Annotated in this window: 19 protein-coding genes; 5 read left to right on the forward strand and 14 right to left on the reverse strand. The window is 69.1% G+C overall.

The window, feature by feature from the left end; genetic code table 11:
- Positions 1-25: 25 nt before the first annotated feature.
- Both DMC61_RS06025 and DMC61_RS06030 read right to left on the reverse strand, forming a co-directional pair.
- On the reverse strand, positions 26-643 hold the full coding sequence (locus tag DMC61_RS06025; RefSeq protein WP_016333237.1) for a TetR/AcrR family transcriptional regulator: 618 nt from the start codon (positions 641-643) through the stop codon (positions 26-28).
- A 276-nt stretch (positions 644-919) separates the two neighbouring features.
- Positions 920-2,572, reverse strand: a complete 1,653-nt coding sequence (locus tag DMC61_RS06030; RefSeq protein WP_125687502.1) for an AMP-binding protein — start codon at positions 2,570-2,572, stop codon at positions 920-922.
- Positions 2,573-2,648: 76 nt separating this feature from the next.
- On the opposite strand from DMC61_RS06030, the gene DMC61_RS06035 reads away from it, so the two are divergent.
- Positions 2,649-3,470, forward strand: coding sequence for an enoyl-CoA hydratase-related protein (locus tag DMC61_RS06035; RefSeq protein ID WP_233594717.1), 822 nt, complete (start codon positions 2,649-2,651; stop codon positions 3,468-3,470).
- Positions 3,471-3,491: 21 nt separating this feature from the next.
- Here DMC61_RS06035 and DMC61_RS06040 read toward each other — a convergent pair whose 3' ends face one another.
- Together DMC61_RS06040 and DMC61_RS06045 are read right to left on the reverse strand one after the other, a co-directional pair.
- Complete coding sequence (locus tag DMC61_RS06040) at positions 3,492-4,277, reverse strand: SDR family oxidoreductase (RefSeq protein ID WP_125687504.1); 786 nt, start codon at positions 4,275-4,277, stop codon at positions 3,492-3,494.
- On the reverse strand, positions 4,274-5,029 hold the full coding sequence (locus DMC61_RS06045) for an SDR family oxidoreductase (protein ID WP_016333231.1): 756 nt from the start codon (positions 5,027-5,029) through the stop codon (positions 4,274-4,276). The genes DMC61_RS06040 and DMC61_RS06045 overlap by 4 nt, the downstream gene beginning before the upstream one ends.
- A 124-nt stretch (positions 5,030-5,153) precedes the next feature.
- Between DMC61_RS06045 and DMC61_RS06050 the strand changes: the two genes are divergently transcribed.
- Together DMC61_RS06050 and DMC61_RS06055 are read left to right on the forward strand one after the other, a co-directional pair.
- A complete protein-coding gene (locus DMC61_RS06050) occupies positions 5,154-5,768 on the forward strand; it encodes a TetR/AcrR family transcriptional regulator (protein WP_016333230.1) in 615 nt (204 codons plus the stop codon).
- Between the two features lie 158 nt (positions 5,769-5,926).
- Positions 5,927-7,300, forward strand: coding sequence for an MFS transporter (locus DMC61_RS06055; RefSeq protein WP_125687506.1), 1,374 nt, complete (start codon positions 5,927-5,929; stop codon positions 7,298-7,300).
- Here the strand turns inward: DMC61_RS06055 and DMC61_RS06060 are convergent.
- Complete coding sequence (locus DMC61_RS06060) at positions 7,259-8,218, reverse strand: YafY family protein (RefSeq protein WP_072027782.1); 960 nt, start codon at positions 8,216-8,218, stop codon at positions 7,259-7,261. The two genes, DMC61_RS06055 and DMC61_RS06060, sit on opposite strands and share 42 nt — an antisense overlap.
- 437 nt (positions 8,219-8,655) lie before the next feature.
- Between DMC61_RS06060 and DMC61_RS06065 the strand changes: the two genes are divergently transcribed.
- Positions 8,656-9,120, forward strand: coding sequence for a nucleoside deaminase (locus tag DMC61_RS06065; RefSeq protein ID WP_199749931.1), 465 nt, complete (start codon positions 8,656-8,658; stop codon positions 9,118-9,120).
- On the opposite strand, the gene DMC61_RS06070 is transcribed toward DMC61_RS06065, so the two are convergent.
- Positions 9,117-10,358: a GGDEF domain-containing protein gene (locus DMC61_RS06070; RefSeq protein WP_125687510.1), complete on the reverse strand. Its 1,242-nt coding sequence runs from the start codon at positions 10,356-10,358 to the stop codon at positions 9,117-9,119. The two genes, DMC61_RS06065 and DMC61_RS06070, sit on opposite strands and share 4 nt — an antisense overlap.
- 246 nt (positions 10,359-10,604) lie before the next feature.
- Between DMC61_RS06070 and DMC61_RS06075 the strand changes: the two genes are divergently transcribed.
- Positions 10,605-11,555, forward strand: a complete 951-nt coding sequence (locus DMC61_RS06075) for a chitinase (RefSeq protein ID WP_072027785.1) — start codon at positions 10,605-10,607, stop codon at positions 11,553-11,555.
- A gap of 100 nt (positions 11,556-11,655) precedes the next feature.
- Here the strand turns inward: DMC61_RS06075 and DMC61_RS06080 are convergent, their stop codons facing one another.
- The 8 genes from DMC61_RS06080 to DMC61_RS06115 all read right to left on the reverse strand — a co-directional run bounded on the left by DMC61_RS06080 (position 11,656) and on the right by DMC61_RS06115 (position 21,095).
- Positions 11,656-13,224: an ABC transporter substrate-binding protein gene (locus DMC61_RS06080; RefSeq protein WP_233594718.1), complete on the reverse strand. Its 1,569-nt coding sequence runs from the start codon at positions 13,222-13,224 to the stop codon at positions 11,656-11,658.
- A 19-nt stretch (positions 13,225-13,243) separates the two neighbouring features.
- A complete protein-coding gene (locus tag DMC61_RS06085) occupies positions 13,244-15,268 on the reverse strand; it encodes a hypothetical protein (protein ID WP_125687512.1) in 2,025 nt (674 codons plus the stop codon).
- Between the two features lie 183 nt (positions 15,269-15,451).
- Positions 15,452-15,913 (reverse strand): hypothetical protein, encoded by a 462-nt coding sequence (locus DMC61_RS06090; RefSeq protein ID WP_125688093.1) that lies wholly within the window; start codon positions 15,911-15,913, stop codon positions 15,452-15,454.
- Between the two features lie 217 nt (positions 15,914-16,130).
- On the reverse strand, positions 16,131-16,400 hold the full coding sequence (locus tag DMC61_RS06095) for a hypothetical protein (protein WP_125687514.1): 270 nt from the start codon (positions 16,398-16,400) through the stop codon (positions 16,131-16,133).
- A 117-nt stretch (positions 16,401-16,517) separates the two neighbouring features.
- A complete protein-coding gene (locus DMC61_RS06100) occupies positions 16,518-17,120 on the reverse strand; it encodes a TetR/AcrR family transcriptional regulator (RefSeq protein WP_125687516.1) in 603 nt (200 codons plus the stop codon).
- On the reverse strand, positions 17,117-17,968 hold the full coding sequence (locus DMC61_RS06105; RefSeq protein WP_016333219.1) for an NAD(P)-dependent oxidoreductase: 852 nt from the start codon (positions 17,966-17,968) through the stop codon (positions 17,117-17,119). Before DMC61_RS06105 ends, DMC61_RS06100 begins: the two co-directional genes overlap by 4 nt.
- Before the next feature lie 11 nt (positions 17,969-17,979).
- Positions 17,980-19,146, reverse strand: coding sequence for an acyl-CoA dehydrogenase family protein (locus DMC61_RS06110; RefSeq protein ID WP_016333218.1), 1,167 nt, complete (start codon positions 19,144-19,146; stop codon positions 17,980-17,982).
- Entirely contained in the window at positions 19,143-21,095 is a 1,953-nt protein-coding gene (locus tag DMC61_RS06115) for a biotin carboxylase N-terminal domain-containing protein (RefSeq protein WP_125687518.1), read from the reverse strand. Before DMC61_RS06115 ends, DMC61_RS06110 begins: the two co-directional genes overlap by 4 nt.
- Between the last annotated feature and the right edge of the window lie 4 nt (positions 21,096-21,099).

Here is a 21,099-nt window from a genome sequence, read left to right on the forward strand (position 1 = left end):
AAGTGCCGGACCCCGCCGAGCGGCTCTACTCGGGTCGCAGCGCGGCCAGCAGGAGATCGGCGAAGTGGTCGCCGATCTGGCGGGCCGAGAGCGCGCCGCCACGCCGGTACCACGAACCGAGGTGGTGCACCGAGCCGAAGAAGAAGTCGACGATCACGTCGGCCGGTTTGTCGCCGCGGAATTCGCCGGACTCCTGGCCTTCCTCGATCAGCGTGCGGAACCGCTCGTGGTACTTGCGGCGTTCCGCGCGGACGGCCTTCTGCTTCTCCACGCTGAGCTGATGCATGGACTGCATGAAGATCGTGTTGTCGTCGAGGTTGTCGATCGTGCTGACGATGACGTCGGAGGCGGCGGAGCGCAGGCGCTCCCGCAGCGGCGCCTCGCTCGATGCCACCTTTTCGAGCTGCTCGGTCTGCGAGCGCAGCACCCGGGCGTAGATCTCGTAAAGGAGGTCGTCCTTGGAGCCGAAGTAGTGGTACATCGCGCCCTTGGTGACCCCGGCCGCCTCGACGATCTCCTGCACGGAGGTGCGGTCGAACCCCTTCTTGGCGAAGAGCTTCGTGGCGTGCGACAGCAGACGGCGCGGGACGGCGGCCTGGTCTTCGCCGCCTGCCTCGGCCTTCCGGGTGGTCGCTCGTGTCATGACCGGCTCCTTCTCGTGCGGACACTCAGCATACCGGCCGGTTTGTCGACGCACGGGGAACGGGGACTCAATGCCGGCCAAGGCCACCGGAAACACGCACCGTCCCTCACGCACGCACAACCGCCGAAGGGGAGCCGGAAGCTCTCCGTGGCACGGTCGAGTGGGGAAGATTTGGGACGTTGAACGTCCCAAATCTTCCCCGCTCGAATCACCTGTCTGGTACGAGGTCGGCTGCTCGGCGCGCCTGGTCTCGACCAAGGGCGCGCGCCCTTCAGCTCAGCCCCTCTCCCGGAGTTCGCGGCGGAGGATCTTGCCGCTCACCGTCTTCGGCAGTTCGTCGAGCACCTCGATCACGCGCGGGTATTTGTACGCGGCCAGGCGTTCCTTGCAGTACGCGACGAGATCCTGGGGATCAGGCGAGGTGCCCGGAGCCGGGCTGATGTAGGCCTTCACCGTCTCGCCGCGGTACTCGTCCGGAACGCCGACGACGGCCGCTTCACGCACCGCCGGATGCGTGTACAGGACGTCCTCGACCTCACGCGGCCAGACCTTGAACCCGGAGGCGTTGATCATGTCCTTCTTGCGGTCGACGACGTAGACCCAGCCGCTCGGCTCCATGAAGCCGATGTCGCCGGTCAGGAGCCTGCCGCCGGGCAGCGCGGCTTCGGTCGCCTCGGGCCGGTTCCAGTAGCCGGGGATCACCATCGGACCTTCGACGGCGATCTCGCCCGCCGTCCCGAACGGCAGTTCCTCGCCGTTCTCGCCGAGGATGCGCACGATCGCCCCCGGCACCGGCAGGCCGATCGAGATCGTGCCGGACGCCTCGTCGATGGGCGCTTCGAGACTGCTCGGGACGACGATGCAACCCGCGGTCGTCTCGGTGAGCCCGTAGCCGTTGTGGATGTAGTGGCCGAACCGTTCCCGGAACGTGCCGACCACGGCGGGCGGCAGCGCGGCACCGCCGGAGTACAGCAACTCGAAGGACTCGAAATGTTCGCGGCCGACGCCGGGGTGGGCCATCAGCGCCATGTACGCCGTCGACGGGCCCACCGTGTACACGGGCTTGTGCTCCAGGAAGGCGTCGAGCACCACGCCGGGCTCGAACCGGTACGCGAGCGCGAGCGTGCCGCCGATGTCGATCGCGGAGGCGATCTCGCAGACCATGCCGGTGATGTGGAACAGCGGGGCGAGACCGAACAGCGTGGCGCCCTCGCCGAGACCGCTGAACGCGCTCAGCACGGCCGCGTTCGCGCCGAGGTTGCCGTGGGTGGTCATCGCCCCCTTCGACGTCCCGCTGGTGCCCGACGTGTAGCTGATCAGCGCGACGTCGTCGGGGCCGAGGCTGGGGTCCGGGGGCGGATCTCCCGCCGCCCGCGCCACCGTCAGCAGGTCGGCGGCGCCGGGGGTCGGCTCCCGCACGATCCCGCCGAACACCCGCGTATCGTCGCGGCCCTGCAGGTCCAGTTCGCTGGTGGTCAGCGCGATGGTCACGCCGCTGCCGGGCACGAGCGGGCCGATCCGGCGGTTCCAGCCGCTCTGCGAGCACACGACCGCGCGCACCCCCGCGTCCTCGAAGACGTGCCGGAGTTCCCGCTCGCGGTACATCGGGTTGACCGGGACGACGATCCCGCCCGCCTTCCACGCTCCGAGCAACGCCAGCACGAACTGCGGGATGTTCTGCAGGACCAGGGCGAGCCGGTCGCCCGGGGCGAAACCGGAGGCCAGCAGATGACGCGCGACGCCGTCGGAAAGCTCGTCGACCTCGCGGTAGCTCATCGTGGCGTCGAAGTAGGCGATCGCCGTGGCCTGCGGAGAGCGCTGCACCGCCCGCCGGAAGGACGCGGGGACCGTGGTCGCTTTCGGTGTCTCCGCCGCCTTCATCCGATCTTCGTAGGCGGCCAGCCACGGCTTCGCTTCGTACCGGCTCATGCAGGTTTCCTCCCTGACAAGACTCGACGATCCCGTAAGCATCCGCTTAGTATGTCGATGACGCAAGGAGGTCGACGTGACCGATCAGCTCTCACCGTCCGAAGTGGACACTGCGGACACGGTCCGGTACGCCGTGGACGGCGCCGTCGCCACGATCACCTTCGACAAACCCGAACGTGGCAACGCGATGGACCAGCCGATGCAGATCCGCTACGGCCGGCTGATGGGCGCGGCGTCGGCCGATCCCGGGGTCCGCGCCGTCGTCGTCACCGGCGGCGGGCGCTCCTTCTGCCCCGGCGCGGACCTGGGGCTGCTGGAGAACATCTCCGCCCACGGCACGGGCACGCCGGAACGGGAAGGTTTCCGCGACGTCCTCGCCGCCGCGTATGCCGACGCGCCGGTGGTCGCGGCGATCAACGGCGGCTGCGCCGGGCTCGGTTTCGTGATCGCCTGCGCCGCCGACGTCCGGTTCGCCGCGGCGGGCGCGAAGTTCACCACCGCCTTCGCGCGGCGGGGTCTCATCGCCGAATACGGTGTGGCGAAACTGCTGCCCGAACTCGTCGGCCGCGGGCGGGCGCTCGACCTGCTGCTCTCCGGGCGGACCTTCACCGCCGAACAGGCGTACGAGTACGGCCTGGTGCAGGAAGTCGTGCCGCCGGAAGAGCTTTCGGCCCGGGCGATGGCCTACGCCACCGAACTCGCGACGTACAGCGCGCCACGCTCCATGGCGCTCATGAAGCGGCAGGTCCTTCGAGAAGCCGGGCTCTCCCTGGAGGATTCCGCCCGGGAAGCCACCGCCCTGATGCTCGAATCCTTCGGCCACCCGGAACTTCCCGAAGGCCTGGCCAGCTGGAACGAACGCCGCCCGCCGGCTTTCCCGCCGTACCAAGGCGATTAAGCCGCGCCGGTCCCGCGGTGCTCACTCCCCGATGGCCTGCTCCACCTTGCGCTGCAGCTTGTTCATCCCGCCGAGCCAGCGGTCGGTCTGCGTGGCCCGCGCGGCGTAGTAGTCCGCGACCTCGGGATGCGGCAGCACCAGGAACCGGTCCTCGGCGATGGCCTCGAACAGCGCGTCCGCGACCTGTTCCGGCTGGATCGCCGACGCGCCCATCAGCAGTTCGCCCGCGGGGCCGGTGTTCTCCAGCATCGCCGTCCGCACGCCCTGCGGGCAGATGGCCTGCACGGTGAGCCCGCGGTGCCGGTACGTCGCCGACAGCCATTCGGAGAACGCGAGCGCCCCGTGTTTGGTCACCGAGTACGACGCCGAACCGAGACTGGTCAGCAATCCCGCCGCCGACACCGTCGAAATGAAGTGCCCGCGCCCGCGTTCGAGCCACGGCGGCAGGAGCAGCCGCGCCGCGCGCACGTGCGCCATGACGTTGACGTCCCAGATCCGCGCCCAGTCCTCCTCGGGCGCGTCGACGCCGCCCATCGGCGCGATCCCGGCGTTGGCACAGAAGACGTCGATCTCGCCGAGGGTTTCGCGGGCCGCCGCGATCAGCGACGCGACACCCGCTTCGCTCGCGGCGTCACCCGCGACGGCGGTTCCGCCGATCTCCTTCGCGACCTCGGCCGCGGCGTCCCCGTTCAGGTCGCCGACGACCACGCGCGCGCCCTCGGCGGCGAACCGGCGGGCGAGTACGGCACCGATCCCGCCGCCCCCGCCGGTGACGACGACACCGGATCCGGTGAAGGACGGCGTCACAGGCCACCGGCCAGTGTCACGCCGCCGTCGAGGACCATCGTCTGCCCGGTGATCCAGCCCGCCTCTTCGGAAAGCAGGAACGACACGGCGCTCGCGATGTCCGCCGGGACCCCGAGGCGCTTCATCGGGTACGGCTCCGAGACCTCTTCCTCGCGGCCTTCGTACAGCGCGGTCGCGAACTTGGTCTTGACCACGGCCGGCGCGACGGCGTTCACGCGGATCTTCGGGCCCAGCTCGAAACCGAGTTCCTTGGTGAGCCGGATCAGCGCGGCCTTGCTGACGCCGTACATCCCGATCCCGGGCGACGCGCCGAGCCCGGCGATGGACGCGACGTTCACCACCGCGCCGCCGTGCTCCCCCATCCACGCGTCCCGCGCCCGGCGGGTCCACGAAAGCGGGGCGAGCACGTTGACGGCGAAGATCTTCGCGGCGGCACCGGGGTCGACGTCCAGGGTGGGCCCGAACACCGGGTTGATGCCGGTGTTGTTGACCAGCATGTCGAGCCGCCCGAAGGTCTCGATGGTCTTGGCGACGGCCTCGGCCTGGTGTTCGTCGTCGTCGGCCTTACCCGGAACGGCGATGGCGACGGCCTCGCCGCCCAGTTCGGCCACCGCCTCGGCGAGCGGCTCCGGCTTGCGCGCGGTGATGCACACCTTCGCGCCGCGCTCGACGAGGTCCTTGGCGATCCCGAGGCCGATGCCCCGGCTGGCCCCGGTGACGATCGCGACGCGATCCTTGAAGGAGTGGTTCACTCTGTCGATCTCCTCTGTGTTCACTAGCGAGCGCATTCACTAAGCGAGCGCTCACTTACAATGGGAAGGTCCGGAGACGCTGTCAAGCCCACACTCCGGTTCGAGCGTCTGGGAGGATCTGCGGATGACCATGTCGCTGTCGGCCGAACTGTGGCCCGACGTCCAGCCGGAGACGGCACGGCGGCTGATGCTGGCCGGGGTCGAATCCTTCGCTCGGCGCGGCTATCACGCGACCACCACCAGGGACATCGCCTCGGCGGCGGGGATGAGCCCCGCGGCGCTGTACGTGCACTTCCCGTCCAAGGCCGCGCTGCTGTTCGCGATCTCGAAGTACGGCCACGAGCAGACACTGTCCCTGGTCGAGAGCGTCGTGGCGCGGGAGACCGATCCGGTCGAGCGGATCCGGCTGCTGGTCGAGGACTTCGTGGCCTGGCACGCCCGGCGGCACACCGTGGCCCGCGTGGTGCAGTACGAACTGCAGGCACTGCCCGACGAGGAGTTCGAGATCGTCGCGAAACTGCGCCGCCGCATCGAGCAGGTCGTGCGCGAGGTCATCACCGAAGGCGCCCAGGCGGGGGTGTTCACCGTCGGCGACCCGCACACCGCGGCCCGCGCCGTGCTCTCGCTCGGCGTCGATGTCTCCCGCTGGTACAGCGAGCGAGCGCGCCAGACCCCCAAGAAGCTGGGCCAGGAGTACAGCGAGCTGGTGCTGCGCATGCTCGGCACGAAACTCTCCTGACCAGTACTGATCGACCTTCCCGGGCGATACCGCCACCAGAGTGACATACCAACTGGTCGGTATCCAGAATTACCCGTTGAGACGTTGACCACATACTAAGCGGTTGTTAACTTGCCCGGACTGCATCGCCGCAGCAGCGCCGAGCGAAGGGCATCCAGATGGCCGACACCGCACCGAACGCCCCCGGAACCGCCGCCGAACCGACGATCACCGTCTCCCAGCGCAGGAGGGCCGCGACCGCGGCGGCACTCGCCTCATCAGTCGAGTGGTACGACTACTTCGTCTTCGGGATCGCCGCCGCCCTGGTGTTCGGGAAGACCTTCTTCCCCACCACCAACGCCGCGGCCGGCGTCCTCGCCTCGTTCGCCACGTTCGCGGTCGGCTTCCTCGCCAGGCCGCTCGGCGGGATCATCGCGGGCAGCCTCGGCGACAAACGCGGCCGGAAACCCGTGCTGGTGCTGGCGATCGCGCTGATGGGCGCGGCGACCACGCTGATCGGCCTGCTGCCGACCTACGATTCGATCGGCATCGCCGCGCCGATCCTCCTGGTGCTGCTCCGGCTCGTGCAGGGGGTCGCCGTCGGCGCCCAGTGGGGTGGCGCGATGCTGCTCGCCACCGAGTACGCACCGCCCGGGAAACGCGGTCTCTACGGCAGCCTGGTCCAGCTCGGCGTCCCGATCGGGGTCGTGCTGGCGAACACGGTGTTCCTGATCGCCGCGCAGGTCGCGCCGCCGTCCGACTTCCTCGTGTGGGCGTGGCGGATCCCGTTCCTGGTCGGCGTCCTCGTGCTCGGGCTGGCCTGGTACATGCACGTCAAGATCGACGAAACGCCCGAATACCGCCGCGCGGAGGCGAAACTCGCCGCCGAGGAACGCGGCCGGGCCAAGTCACCGCTGCGTGACGTCCTGCGCCACCACAAGGGCACGGTGCTGCTGGCCGGCGGCTCGTTCATGGTCAACACCGCCACGTTCTACATCCTGCTGAACGGCGTCCTCGACTACGCCACCCGTCATCTGGGCATGTCGCGGACCACCGTGCTCGTCGCGACGCTGCTGATCAGCACGCTGCAGCTGGCGATCATCCCGCTGGCGGCGAAACTGTCCGACCGGATCGGCAGGCTCAAGATCTACACCTTCGGCGCGGCGGGGGTCGCGCTCTGGGCGATCCCGATGTTCCTGCTGATCGACACGGCGTCGCTGCCGCTGTTCGTGGTCGCCTCGTTCGTGGGCTCGCTGTTCCTCGGCATCATGTACGGCCCGCAGGCGGCGCTGTTCGCCGAACTGTTCACCGCCGAGATGCGCTACACCGGCGCCTCGCTCGGCTACCAGATCAGCGCGGTCGTCGGCGGCGGGCTCGCGCCGTTCATCATGGTGCTGCTGCTGGAATCCACCGGCACCTCGATGTCGGTTTCGCTCTACATCATCGTGCTGGCCCTGATCTCGCTCGGTTCGATCGGCCTGCTCGCCAAACGCGCACGGTCCACTTCGGACTCACACGACCGCGCGCGCGAACCGGTCGGCGACCAGTCGTAGCCGCTCCTTGACCTCGTCCGGGGCCTCCTCGACGACGAAGTCGACGTCCCAGTGGGCGAGGTAGTAGGGCATCACCGAGAGGTCGTTGGAACCGACCCTGACCCGGCAGGTGCGCTCGTCGATGGCCTCGATCGTCCCGGCGGTCGGGGACACGTACTCGGCGAGCGCCTCCGCCGAGGCGTTGACCCGCAGCACCATCTGGTGCGGATACGGCGACGACGTGATCCCGCGGGAGACGTAGGCCGCGAGGTCCTCGGCGGGCGGTTCCCTCGGCGTGAACCGGAAACTCGTGTCCGGGACGCCGTCGATGCGGTCGACGCGGAAGGTCCGCCAGTCGTCACGATCGAGATCGAACGCGACCAGGTACCACCGGCGCCCGGTGTGCACCAGGCGCAACGGCTCGATGTAGCGCTCGGTGACGTCGCCGCTGTGGCTGCGATAGCCGAACCGGAGCCGCTGATGGTCGCGGCACGCGGACGCGATGACCGTCAGCGCGGCCGCGTCGATGACCGGGACGACGCCGCCGAGCGGGATCATCGCGGCGTTCAGCGCGGTCACCCGGTGCCGGAGCCGGGCGGGCAGCACCTGCTCCAGCTTCGTGAGCGCGCGCACCGAGGTCTCCTCGATCCCCGAGACCGTCCCGTTCGCGGCCGTGCGGAGCCCGACGGCGACCGCGACCGCCTCGTCGTCGTCCAGCAGCAAGGGCGGCAGCGCGGCCCCAGCGCCGAGCCGGTAGCCGCCCGCGACCCCGGGCGTGGCGTGCACCGGGTAGCCCAGTTCGCGCAGCCGCTCGACGTCGCGCCGGACCGTGCGGACGTCGACCTGCAGCCGGTCGGCCAGGTCGGCGCCCGGCCAGTCGCGCCGCGCCTGCAGCAGGGAGAGGAGCCTCAGCAGCCGTGCCGACGTGCCGGTGGTCATCGGTTCGCTCGCTTCATGGGAGGGAGTCTGGCAGACATTCAGGACAGGTCCGGTCCGCATTGGCTCGCGGCTCGGGTTGGGCAGCCTGAGGTACATGAAGGCCCCCTTCCTTGCGCCTGGCGCAAGGAAGGGGGCCTTCATGTACTTGGGAGGTGCGAAGGTCGAGTTTCCTCGGCTGAGCCGAGGGAAGGGGTCCTTCACGCGCCACCAGTGTGACTGCTGAGGCTGCCGGTGCACCTGGGGCTGATGTCGCGAGCCGGGAGTCCGTGAAGGCCTCCTTCACTACCTTCAGAGTAGGCAAGGAGGCCTTCACGGAGCGGGCATGCGATCAAGCCGCGCCCAAAAGCCAGCAGGCACCTAAGACACACCCTTGGCTCTAACGACCCAAATCACTCACGCCCCTTGGCCACGGTGGCGTGGTGGGCACGAGCCGTAAGGTGGGCCAGGTGATCGATCCCGCGCAGCTGCTGTCCGTCGCCCGCGAAGAGGCCGAACTCGGCAAGGCCGAGGGCGGGGTCCCGATCGGTGCCGCTCTCTTCGACACCGCCGGTGTCCTGCTCGGCCGCGGCCACAACCGCCGGGTCCAGGACGGCGACCCGTCGATGCACGCCGAGACCTCCGCGTTCCGGAACGCGGGCAGGCGGCCGCACTACCGCGACACGATCATGGTCACCACCCTCTCCCCCTGCTGGTACTGCAGCGGGCTGGTGCGCCAGTTCGGCATCGGCCGGGTGATCATCGGCGAGGCCACCACGTTCGAGGGCGGGCACGGCTGGCTCGAGGAGAACGGCGTCGAGATCACCCTGCTCGACGACCCCGCGTGCACCGCGCTGATGACCGAGTTCATCCGGGACCACCCGGAGTTGTGGTTCGAGGACATCGGCGTCCCCGCCGAGGACTAGCTTTCGGCCTCGAAGACGACGGTCCGGTTGCGCCCGGCCCCCTTCGCCGCGCGCATCGCCTGATCCGCCGCGCCGACGAGCCGGTCGAGTGTCTCGCCGCCGGCGGGATGCGACGACACCCCGATCGAGACGGTCGCCCCCGCGAACGTCCCACCCAGTGAGACGAACGTCGAGGAGATCCGCATCCGGATGCGTTCGGCGATCGCGTGCGCGTCGAATCGGGTGGTGCCGGGCAGCAGGACGACGAATTCCTCGCCGCCGAACCGGCCGACCAGGTCCGCCGCCCGGACCTCCGCGCGCAAAGTGTCCGCGACCGCACGGAGGACGTCGTCACCGACATGCCTCCCGTGCCGGTCGTTGAGCCGGGCGAAGTGGTCCAGATCGAGCATCAGCAGCGAAAGATCCGCGCCACGGCTCCGAAGCAATTCGAACTGGGTGCGCGCACCGTCCAACCAGGACGACGCGGTGAGCAATCCGGTGCCGGCGTCCGTACCCGCGTGGCCGCGCAGGGCGCGCATCGTCCCGGCTCGGTGAAGTACCACGAGCGCCCCCGCGAGTACCACGGCGACGTACGGCCAGTCCGCGGCCGACCACGCGAGCAGCAATCCGAACGCGACCATCGCCGCGTCGAAGGCGAACCCCGACGGTTCGGCCCCGAATTCGGCGGCGGGCGCGGCCAAAGCGGCGTCGACGGACAGGAAAATCAGGCCGGTGGCGAAAACCAGGGCGAAACTCTCGAAATCCCTTGGCGCGTCGGCGAACGGCGGGGCCCCCAGCAGTACCGGGATGATCGAGGCACCGAGCGCCGAAAGCATGGTGGCGGAGGCCGCGAACACCTGGCGGTGCGGGATCCCGCGCCGGATCCGGCACCAGCGGTAGCCCGCCGAAGCGACGACGAGTACCGCGGCGAGCGCGGGCGGCAACAGCAAAGCGCCCGCGAAAATCCACGCCGCGTCCAGTCCGGCCCCGAGCCGCGTGTCGGCGCGGGACCGCTCGACCGGCCGCGAAAGCTCCGAACTGAGGATCATTCCCCCCAGCAGAGCCGAAAACGGAAGCAAGGACGACGGCGCGGGCGGCCTCAACACGAAGAGGTAGGCGGTGGCGGCGAAAGCGGCGAAGTCGACGAGGAGGAGGTATCCGATCAGGCCCCGTCTGGGTAGTTCCCACAGGCTCCAGGACCCCAGGATCCGGCGCGGCGCGGCGAGCCGGTCTCTCCGGCCGCGGCTTCCGGTCGCCATCAGGGAGTCCCCCACCATTTCGGCAAACTAGCCGGTTATCGCGGTGGTGTCGATCCGCTTTCCGGGTCATGACCCCCTACTAAGGTCGGTCGTCTCCCCCGGGAATTCCGGTGAATTCTTGACAGTCCTCAATGGTCTAGTCCACCGTGAGTGAGCACACAGTGACCTCCCGGTTGATACGCCGCGTCAAGACGGAGGTGCTCCACACCTGCGCGCCTCGCCGCGCGCGTACCAGTTGGAGGACCTATGAAATCCCTACGACGCTGGGCAACACTGGCCACCGCCGCCGGCGCCGCTCTCGCCACGGCCGTCGGCCTCGCCCCCGTCGCCTCGGCGGCCCCGGACCCGGTGCTCGCCTCGCCCTATCTGTACCAGTGGTCGGGACAGACGGACCCGATCGCCGCGATGAACGCCACCGGGGTCAAGGCCTTCACCCTCGCGTTCATCCTCTCCGACGGCGGCTGCAACCCGAAATGGGACGGCAGCCGTTCCCTCACCGGCTCCGACGCCACGATGATCAACAACATCCGCGCCAAGGGCGGCGACGTCATCCCGTCGTTCGGTGGCTGGTCCGGGACGAAGCTCGGGCCGAAATGCGGTACCCCCGCGGCACTCGCCGGCGCGTATCAGAAGGTCATCGACGCCTACAAGCTCAAGGCGATCGACCTCGACATCGAGAACACCGACGAATTCGAGAACTACACCGTCCAGGACCGGATCCTGAACGCCATCAAGATCACGAAGCAGAAGAACCCCGGCCTGCGCGTGGTCATCACCATCCCGACCGAGGTGAGCGGCCCCAACGCGCACGGGAAGCGGTTGATCAACCAGTCGAAGGCGCTCGGCGCGGGCGTCGACGCGTGGTCGGTCATGCCGTTCGACTTCTCCAGCGGCGGTGACATGGCGGGCAAGACCCGCAGTGCCGTGGACGGGCTGAAGAACGTCGTGAAGTCCACCTTCGGCCTGAGCGACGACGCGGCCTACCGGCGCAGCGGGCTTTCGTCGATGAACGGGAAGACCGACGTGGCGGGCGAGACCGTCAGCGTCGCCGACTTCCGCGCGATCCGCGACTACGCGGCGAGCAAACATCTCGCCCGGCTGTCGTTCTGGGCGGTGAACCGCGACTGCAACAACTGCGCGGGAATCTCGCAGGGCAAGTACGACTACACCAAGATCGTCGCGGGTTACACCGGCTGACTTCCGTTCCCCACCGGTGTCAGTCCCAGGGTGAGCCCTCGGTACAGATGGTCGTGAGTGGCGATTCGGGTTCTAACCCGAATCGCCACTCACAACCGCATCACCGGCCGCAGTCCGCCTTCGTGTTCAGCGGCCTCCCCCGCGACCACACCAGATCGACCGGATGCACCGAACCGTCCGGATCGATCGACAGGATCGGCAGCGCCTTGTCGAGCTGATTCCCCGTCGCCTGGTCGAAAGCGATGAAACCCGTCGCGCCGGGCACCGGGGAGTTGCAGTCGATGCTGCGCAACACGTCCGGCACCGAGACCGGATCCGAAGACACGTTCTGCACCGCGGCTTCGACGGCCGCCGCGACGGCGTCGTGTTCGATCATCGCGGCGCCGTCCCACAGTTCCGCCTTGGGGAAACCGTGGGTACCGGTGAATTCGGCGACGAAGTTGTCGTAATTCTTCTTGTACGTCGGATGCGCCGGATCGGCGGTGAACATATCCCACTGGTCGGGATACGCGAGAGCCGTGTAGCGGAGCCGGACACTGATGTCCTTGTTCAACGGCAAGGGTTTCCCGGCGAGCGTGCTCGCGTCGTCCCCGGTCATCACGGTCACCGTGTCGAGCCCCTCGCAGGCGCCGTCGCCGGCCAGCGCCGTCACGAGGGCACCGAGGTCCAGTCCACGGCCGGCGAAGTAGATCAGGTTGGGTCTCGCGCCACAGATGTCGTTGTGCCACCTGCTGAACAGCCCTCGCAGATACGCCTCACGCGAGGTGTCGGTGAGCGGCTTGACGTCGTAGGTCTTCGTGAAGATCACCGGCACCTTCGAGGAGCTCTGGAAGGCTTCGGCGAGCGTGGTCGCGTAGGTGTCCTCTTTGCTGACCCCCTGGATCATCATCACGCGCTGGAAACCGTGTGCGGCGATGTATCCGGCCGCGGCGCGGGCCTCGTCGGTGTTGGTCGGGCCGACGCGGAAGAAGTTGTCGATCCGCACGCCCTTGGGGTCGGTGTTCATGTTGTCCGCGGTGACGGTCGCGCCGATCGTGGCGATCCCGTGCCGCGACAGTTCGGCCACCAGCGCCCGGCTGCTCTCCGTGCTGATGCCGATGTCGGTGACCGCCACGATGCGCTGGGCGGCGGCCGCGGCGACGATCTCCTCCGCGACGACCTGCCAGTGTTCGGCGTTGCTCCCGTAGTTGGCCAGCAGGAGCTTGATCCCCGGCGGCCCGTTCTTCGGCCACGCGGCGGTGATCGCGCCCTGGACCTCCCGCCGGACGAACGGGAACGGCTGGCTGTCGACCTTCGGATCGGGCGCGAGGTTCTCCAGTACCACGATGGTCTTGAAGTTCTCGCCCGCCTTCTCGTTGCGGCTCTTGATGAGCTTCTCCAACGGATCGAGCGGATCGTCGGCCCGCATCGGACCGGAGTCGAGGTTCAGCCCGACGCAGACGTACGACGAGCCGATCGACTCCTCGTCCGCGTCCACCGCGCGCAGCCCCCGGCCGCAGGATTCCCACGGACTGATCGACACCAGCGCGGCACCCAGCAGCACGACGACGATCACGATCAGCAGCACCCGATGGCGGTGCGCCCAGCCGCGTGGCCGCACCGGTGGCCCCGTCGCCGCGCGTTCACGGGCCTCGGACATACGTGTTCTCAACGAATCGAGCCAGGACATGACGGAGTTCCGTTCCGGGTCAGGGGAATTCGCCGCGACGGGCGGCTTCCTTGGCCGACACGAGCGCGCCGACGTCGGGCTGGTGCGAAGTGGTGGCCAGCGCGGCGAAGGCGTTCGCGATCACCTGGTGCTGGGCCTGCCCGCGGACCGCGAAGGGGTTGGCGGTCAGCCAGCCCGCCGCGATGAGCCGGGCGACGTTGTTCCGGATCTCGGACCGGCCGGCCGGGCACTGCGCGTTGTCGAGGTTGACGAGTTCTTCGTACAGTTCCGCGTGATCCCGCTCGGGCGGCAGGGCGTCCGGCGCGTTCAGCACCAGCTCGAGCTTCGCGATCCACTCAGCGTGCGGGATCCGGTTGAACTCGCGCTCGAAGAACGTGACCACTTCGCCGATGTCGCCCAGCGCGAGATTGCAGTAGGCCAGGCGCACCGGATCCTGTGCGGTGTCCGGATCGTCGCGCAGTGCCTTGAACTGGCCGGTGTAGGTCGGCCCGTCCCCGTCCCCGCGCCGGGCCAGCGCGGACACCAGGTTCGCCGCGATCCACGGATGCAGGGCGGCCTGGTCGTCGGTCGAACCGGGCGAGTTCCTGGCCGTCACCCACAACGACGTGCGCAGTTCGGTCAGGATCCGCCCGACGTGCGGCTGGTCGATCCGGCTCTGCGCGGCGTCCGGGATCAGCCAGGGCGCGGTCGCGAACGGGGCCGCGGTCACGAAGTCGTCGACGTGGACGTCGTCGAGGTGGTCGGTCAGGGCGAGCTTGGTCAGCCTGGTGTAGCAGGGATCGTCCCCGCCACGCGGATCGGTGGTGAGCAGGTCTCGATCGCCCTCGCGCGCGTCGCTCGCCCGCAGGCGCCCGGTGAGCTGCTCGACCGCCGACGGAAGTCCGCCGGTCGCCCGGTGCGCGAGCGTCACCTTCGGCGTCCGCGCGCCGGAATCGAGGATCCGCGCGATCCGCCCGATCGACTGGGGTGAGATCCGGACCGGGTAGTAGGCCGAGTCGAGCGCGCCGTTGGCCGGGTTCGCCCAGTCGTCGTACGAGGCCTCCTCGCAGTCCACCATCGGCCGGGCCGCGGACCCGGTGGCGGGCACGGGTTTCCACGGCGCCAGCCAGGCGGTGTTCCAGTCGTCGTGCCACCGTCCGCTGGTGGCGATGACCAGCAGCGCGTCGTGTGCGTCGCGGTCGTTCGGATGCTGGACGGCATGCCGTTCCCTGGCGGCGATCAGGTCGGAGAGGAACTCGGTCCCGCCGGGGTGGTCGACGTCGTCGAGCACCACCACCCAGTTGTGCCAGTGCCGGCGCTGCTGGGAGATGTCGCAGGTACAGGGACTCTTCTCCTCCGGCCTGGCCAGCCGCGGATGGTTCTCCCGGACGTCGCCGAGGAACGCCGCCATCAGCCATTCGGTGACCGCCTTGGCGTCACGGGCGCTGCCGTGCGCGAGCCGGTTGAGTTCGAGCAGCGCGTCGAACGGGGATCTCCCCTCGGCGTGAGGGAAGTCCGCCAGCGACCGCAGCGCCTTCCCGAGCCGGGGCCGGATGTTCCGCACCAGATGCGGGAACGTCTGGCGGAACAGATCCGCGTACGGGGGCTCGACGAGACCGGTCGCCTTCGCCGTCTCGGTCAGCGTGTCGAGCGTGCTGTCCATCGCCGGTGTCCAGATTATCCGGTCGAGACTGCCGAGCAACGACTTCAGTTGCGCCAGGTCTTCGTCGCGATTTCGGCCGGAAAGTTCCGCCTGGACTGCGATCAGCGCGATCGTGAAACGAATGAACTGCGGTTTCGCTCGATTTCGCCATTTTCTCGAAAACGAGTAGGCCAGTTTCGCGAGCACGTCGATCGTGCCCGCCCGGCCGCCCTGCCCGAAATCGAATCCGGCGTGGACGACGCCCCAGCCCAGGTCGCGGCGGATCGCTTCCAGTGCGGTGGTCTTCCCCGAACCGACCGGTCCGAGCAGCAACGTCACCGGCTGCGGGCGTGACGGATTCCCCGCCTCGCGGTTGATCAGCATTCTCCGGGCGAACTGCACCGCGGGAGAATGTCGGTCCACACTCATTTTCCTGTTTCAGCCCCTAGCCGTGCTCCGGGAGGAATGGAGAGTGCGAACCATCGTAGGTATCCGGCCGAAGGCGGGGCACAGGAAAAATGACAAGCAGACACGAACGGACGAAACCGGAGATGAATCGTGATTCTTCTTCGACGGTGAGCGACGCCGTCGATCACCCGATCGGCGCTACCGGCCCCATTGCGGCCAGCGACCGCCTTGATGGCCGCCGCCGTAGTACCACTCGTAATACTGCTCGAAGTCGTGATGGCCGGTGCGCGGCTCCGGACGTTCTCCGGGTTCCGGCGTCGGCGTCGGGGACGGCGTCTCCGAGCCGTGCAGCGACGCGGTCATCGGCGGCGGGGGTGCGACACTGCCGCCCGGGGGTCCCGACGGGACGGGCGAGGAGACCGGGACGTCGATCGCCTGCGGGGCGATGGTCAGCGACGGAGGCAGGAGCGGGGTGCCCGGGACGACGTCGGCCGGGTCGGCCGGGACGAGCACGACGGCCAGCAGCCCGCCGACGAGCACGCCGCCCGCCGAAAGCGCCGAGATCCGCCGGATCCGGCCGGTGCCGGAAGCGGTTTCCGGAGCCCGGTGCTTCGGCCCGCCCGGTCCCCGGCGACGGGGCGCCGCACCGGCTTCCCGCATCAACTCGCTCAGTGTCCGTTGATGAACCCGCTGGCGAGTTCGACACAGCGGGTTCAGGGCGTCCTCACCGGCATCGCGGCGAGCCGTGCGTGCCATCGGCACCTCCCAACCCAGGCCCGTCGCTCGGCGACGGCCTCATCCCGGGGTGGATCCTAGGAACGCGGGAGGTGCTTGTAAACGGTCGTCGTCCACTGCGGACAGACGATGCGGTGAAAGGTCAGGCCGCTGCGGTGACCGCGATCGCAGCTTCGCCCGCCTCGGTCAGCTCGGCGGGCACCCGGCCGGTGACCGCGGAGGGTCCGGTGGACTCGGCGGGGCGGATGTAGCCGTCGCGGGCCAGCGCGTGCGCGGTCATCTGATCGCAGCAGGCGAACCCGTCGATGAAGAGATCCGGCTCGCAGCTGCACGACATCTGGGCACGGCGCGCCGCGACCGCTCGCAGCATCGCCATCGCGCGATGGGACAGTTCGACCTCTGAACCGGACACCGGACTGGACCTCTCTCGATCAGCCACCTGAATCAGCAGCACTCACACCGTGTTATCGGCCGCTGCTCCATCAGTGTTAACAAGATCTCAGACGTTGTCGGTGACTTGTCGGTTCCGTCAGATCTTCGCCGACGCCAAGGTGGGTTCCAGCACCCGCGCCCACTGCGCGACGATCTGCTTGCGCCGCTTCGTGTCGTCGGTCAGCAGGTTCGCCAGGCCCAGGCCGCGGGCGAGATCGAGAGTGGCCTGGACCAGCTCGCGAACGCCCTGGTGGGACTCGTCGACACCGAGCAGTTCGACGGTCACCCGGTGTGCTTCGCGGCCGACGCGGGCCTCCAGCGGCACCAGGGTCGCCCGCAGCGAGTCGTCGGTCGAAGCCGCGACCCACAGGTGGAGCGCGGCACGGAACAGCGGCCCGCTGTAGAGGTTGAGCACCATGTCGACAGCCCGCTCGATCCGCGAGCGGCCCGACGGCAGTTCCGCCGCGCGGGCGCGTAGTTCCACGATCTGGATCTCGCCGACGTGCTCGACCGCGGCCGCGACCAGGTCCTCCCTGGTCGGGAAGTGGTGCTGGGCGGCACCACGCGAGACCCCGGCGCGCTCGGCGATCAGCGCGACGGTGGTCCCGTTCCAGCCCAGTTCCCCGATCGTCTCGACGGCGGCCTCGACCAGCCGCCGCCGGGTCGTGCGGCTGCGCTCCTGCTGTGGTTCGCGGATCATGGTCCTGATTCTGGGGTACGCGCCTCGACCCAGAAATCGAGCTGCAGGTCTTCCTCCCGCTCGCCGATGCGGTACTTCGAGAAGTCGGTGACGCCCTCGGCGGCCAGCACCTCGTCGTCGAGGTAGAAGTTCCCCGTCGCCTCGGTGCTCGGTTTGGTGAGGATCGCGTGCGCGGCGTCGGCCATGATCTCCGGCGTCCGCGATTTGGCCGCCAGCTCCGCGCCGACGACGTTGCGGATCGCCGCGGTGTCGATCGTCGTGCGCGGCCACAGCGAGTTCGCCGCGATGCCGTACTGCCGCAGTTCCGCCGCGAGCCCGACGGTCACCAGGCTCATCGAGTACTTCGCGATGCTGTACGCGAGATGCCCGGCCTGGAACCACTTCTCGTCGAGGCTGATCGGCGGTGACAGCGTCAGGATGTGCGCGTTTTCCGCGAGCTTCAGATACGGGATGGCGAGCTTCGACAGCAGGAACGATCCGCGCGCGTTGATGTCCTGCATCAGGTCGTAGCGCTTCATGCTGACGGACTCGGTCGGGGTCAGATCGATCGCGCTCGCGTTGTTGAGCACGATGTCGATGCCGCCGAACTGCTCCGCGGTCCGCGCGATCGCGGCCTCGACCGAGGTGTCGTCGCGGACGTCGCCGACGATCGGCAACGCCTGCCCGCCGGCGTCCTCGATCGCCTTGGCCGCGGTGTAGAGCGTGCCCGGCAGCTTCGGATGCGGCTCGGCGGTCTTCGCGAGCAGGGCGATGTTCGCCCCGTCACGCGCGGCGCGGACCGCGATGGCCTCGCCGATCCCGCGGCTGCCGCCGGAGATGATGATCGTCTTGCCGTGGAGCGTGCTCATGCCGCCGCCTCTCAGTACGACCGGGGCAGGCCGAGGCTGTGCTGGCCGACGAAGTTGAGCACCATCTCGCGGCTCACCGGTGCGATCCGGCCCAGCCGGACGGCCGTGACCAGCGTGCCCAGCCCGTATTCGCTGGCCAGGCCGTTGCCGCCGTGGGTCTGCACGGCCTGGTCGACGGCCCGGATGGCGACCTCGGCGGCGGCGTACTTCGCCATGTTCGCGGACTCGCCCGCGCCGAAGTCGTCGCCGGAGTCGTAGAGCGACGCCGCCTTCTGCGTCATGAGCTTGGCCAGTTCCAGCTCGATCTTGATCTCGGCCAGCGGATGCGCGAGCCCCTGGTGGGTACCGATCGGCGCACCCCACACCTTGCGTTCGTTGGCGTAGCCGACGGCCTTTCCCAGCGCGTAGCGCGCGATGCCGAGCGAGAACGACGCGCCCATGATGCGCTCGGGGTTGAGCCCGGCGAACAGCTGCGCGATCGCCGCGTCCTCCTCACCGACCAGCGCGTCGGCGGGCAGGTGGACGTCGTCGAGGAACAGGCCGAACTGCTTCTCCGGCGAGACGATGTCCATGTCGATTTGCTTGTACTCGAAGCCGGGCGTGTCGGTCGGGACGGTGAACAGCGCGGGCTTGAGCTTGCCGGTCTTGGCGTCCTCGGTGCGGCCGACGACCAGGACGGCGTCCGCCTCGTCGACGCCGGAGATGTAGACCTTCCGTCCACTGAGGACCCAACCGTCGGCGTCCCGCTTCGCGGTGGTGGTGATCTTGTGCGAGTTCGACCCGGCGTCCGGTTCGGTGATCGCGAAGACCATCCGCCTGCTGCCGTCGGCGATACCCGGCAGCCAGCGCTTCTTCTGCTCGTCGGTGCCGAAGCGCGAGATGACCGTGCCGCAGATCGCCGGCGAGACGACCATGAGCAGCAGCGGGGAGCCCGCCGCGGCGAGTTCTTCGAGCACCGCGGCGAGATCCGCGATACCCGCTCCCCCGCCGCCGTACTCCTCGGGCAGGTTCACGCCGAGGTAGCCCAACCGTCCGGCTTCGGCCCAGAGTTCCTCGGTCTTGAGTCCGGCGCGCGCCTGCTTGGCGTAGTACTCGTACCCGTACTTCTTGCCCAGTTCGGCGACCGCGGCCCGCAGCGCGACGCGCTCCTCGGGCTCGGTGAAGTTCATCGCGTTCATTCGTCGTCTCCTACCACCGCGAGGATCGTGCCCACTTCGACCTGTTGTCCGACCACCACCGGGAGTTCCGTCACGACGCCGTCGGCGGGCGCCGCGATCCGGTGTTCCATCTTCATCGCTTCGAGCCACAGCAACGGATCACCGGTCTTGACGGTGTCGCCCGCCTCGACCGCGAGCCGGACGACCGTGCCCGGCATCGGCGCCACGAGCGAACCGGCGGCGAGCGCCGCGTCGGGGTCGGTGTACCGCGGCACCACGCCCAGTTCGACGGAGCCGTCCGGCGAATCGACGTACACCGTGTCGCCGTACCGCGCGACGGCGAACTTCCGCCGCACCCCGGAAACCTCCAGGACCACGCCACCGTTCTCGGCGGAAACCAGTTCGACGCCTTCGAATCCGTCGGCGCGCAGACCGTCCCGGCCGAGGCTGTAGCCGACCTCGATCTCGTCGTCGCCATGACGAAAACGTTTGCGCTGCCCTTGGGAACGGACGTTGCGCCAGCCACTCGGAAGCCTGCTCTGCACCCGGGCCTCCGACCGATTCGCGGCCGCACCGGACAACGCCGCAGCGAGCGCGGAAATCCGTACAGTGTCCACAGTGGCCAGTGGGGCCGCCAGGGTTTCGAGACCGTGCCGGTCGAAGAACGCCGTGTCGGTCTCCCCGGCGAGGAAAGCCTCGTGGCGCAACACGTTCACCAGCAGGTCGCGGTTGGTCACCACCCCGTGGATCTCCGCACCGGCCAAGGCACCGGCCAGTGCCCGCGCCGCGCTCCGGCGATCCGGGGCGTACGCGATGACCTTGGCGAGCATCGGGTCGTAATGCACGCCGACGGTCTGCCCGCCGACGAAACCCGAGTCGAGCCGGACACCCGGGCCGACCTCGAATTCCCGCTGTGCCGCGGGAAGCTCGAAACGGTGCAACGTGCCGCTCTGCGGCTGCCAGCCCGCGGCGGGGTCTTCGGCGTAGAGCCGGACCTCGATCGCGTGGCCGGTCGTCGCCGGCTCGTCGACCGGGAGGTGCTCGCCCTCCGCGATCCGCAGCTGCAGCGAGACGAGGTCGAGCCCCGTCGTGGCCTCGGTGACCGGATGCTCGACCTGGAGCCGCGTGTTCATCTCCAGGAAGTAGAACCGCCCGTCCGGCCCGGCGAGGAACTCGACCGTCCCGGCGCCGACGTAGTCGATCGCCTGCGCGGCCTTGCGGGCGGCGTCGAACAGCGCGTCCCGCATCGTCTCGTCGACGAACGGCGACGGCGCTTCTTCGACGACCTTCTGGTGGCGGCGCTGGATCGAGCACTCGCGCTCCCCCACCGCCCACACCGTGCCGTGGGTGTCGGCGAGCACCTGCACCTCGATGTGCCGGCCGGTCTCCAGGTACCGCTCGCAGAACACGGTCGGGTCGCCGAACGCCGACGCGGCCTCCGCGCTCGCGCCTTCGACGGCCTCGGCGAGTTCGCCGAGCGTGCGCACGACCCGCATACCGCGTCCGCCACCACCGGCGGACGCCTTGACCAGCAACGGAAGGTCGGCTTCGGTGACCTCAGCCGGGTCCAATTCGGACAGGATCGGCACACCGGCCTCGGCCATCATCCGCTTGGACTCGACCTTGGAGCCCATGCTCTCGATGGCTTCCGGCGGCGGGCCGACCCAGGTGAGCCCGGCGTCGATCACGGCGCGGGCGAAGGCTGCGTTCTCGGACAGGAACCCGTAGCCGGGGAGCATCGCGTCGGCACCGGTCTCCACGGCCGCCTTGATCAGCAACTCGGCCCGCAGGTACGTGTCGGCGGGCGCGTTGCCCGGCAGGCGGACGGCGATATCCGCCTCGGCGGTGTGCGGCGCGTCGGCGTCCGCGTCGGAGAACACCGCGACCGTGCCGATCCCGGCGTCGCGGCAGGTGCGGAACACGCGACGGGCGATCTCACCGCGGTTGGCGACCAGAAGTTTCTCGATCATGCCG

Source organism: Amycolatopsis sp. WAC 04169 (assembly GCF_003947535.1).
GTDB classification, from domain to species: domain Bacteria; phylum Actinomycetota; class Actinomycetes; order Mycobacteriales; family Pseudonocardiaceae; genus Amycolatopsis; species Amycolatopsis keratiniphila.

Bases quoted from the DNA above. Each gene is read 5' to 3' on its own strand.
- DMC61_RS06025 (WP_016333237.1), bottom strand. From the start codon at position 643: ATGACACGAGCGACCACCCGGAAGGCCGAGGCAGGCGGCGAAGACCAG.
- DMC61_RS06030 (WP_125687502.1), bottom strand. From the start codon at position 2,572: ATGAGCCGGTACGAAGCGAAGCCGTGGCTGGCCGCCTACGAAGATCGG.
- DMC61_RS06050 (WP_016333230.1), top strand. From the start codon at position 5,154: ATGACCATGTCGCTGTCGGCCGAACTGTGGCCCGACGTCCAGCCGGAG.
- DMC61_RS06055 (WP_125687506.1), top strand. From the start codon at position 5,927: ATGGCCGACACCGCACCGAACGCCCCCGGAACCGCCGCCGAACCGACG.
- DMC61_RS06060 (WP_072027782.1), bottom strand. From the start codon at position 8,218: ATGACCACCGGCACGTCGGCACGGCTGCTGAGGCTCCTCTCCCTGCTG.
- DMC61_RS06070 (WP_125687510.1), bottom strand. From the start codon at position 10,358: ATGGCGACCGGAAGCCGCGGCCGGAGAGACCGGCTCGCCGCGCCGCGC.
- DMC61_RS06075 (WP_072027785.1), top strand. From the start codon at position 10,605: ATGAAATCCCTACGACGCTGGGCAACACTGGCCACCGCCGCCGGCGCC.
- DMC61_RS06080 (WP_233594718.1), bottom strand. From the start codon at position 13,224: ATGTCCTGGCTCGATTCGTTGAGAACACGTATGTCCGAGGCCCGTGAA.
- DMC61_RS06090 (WP_125688093.1), bottom strand. From the start codon at position 15,913: ATGCGGGAAGCCGGTGCGGCGCCCCGTCGCCGGGGACCGGGCGGGCCG.
- DMC61_RS06100 (WP_125687516.1), bottom strand. From the start codon at position 17,120: ATGATCCGCGAACCACAGCAGGAGCGCAGCCGCACGACCCGGCGGCGG.
- DMC61_RS06105 (WP_016333219.1), bottom strand. From the start codon at position 17,968: ATGAGCACGCTCCACGGCAAGACGATCATCATCTCCGGCGGCAGCCGC.
- DMC61_RS06110 (WP_016333218.1), bottom strand. From the start codon at position 19,146: ATGAACGCGATGAACTTCACCGAGCCCGAGGAGCGCGTCGCGCTGCGG.
- DMC61_RS06115 (WP_125687518.1), bottom strand. From the start codon at position 21,095: ATGATCGAGAAACTTCTGGTCGCCAACCGCGGTGAGATCGCCCGTCGC.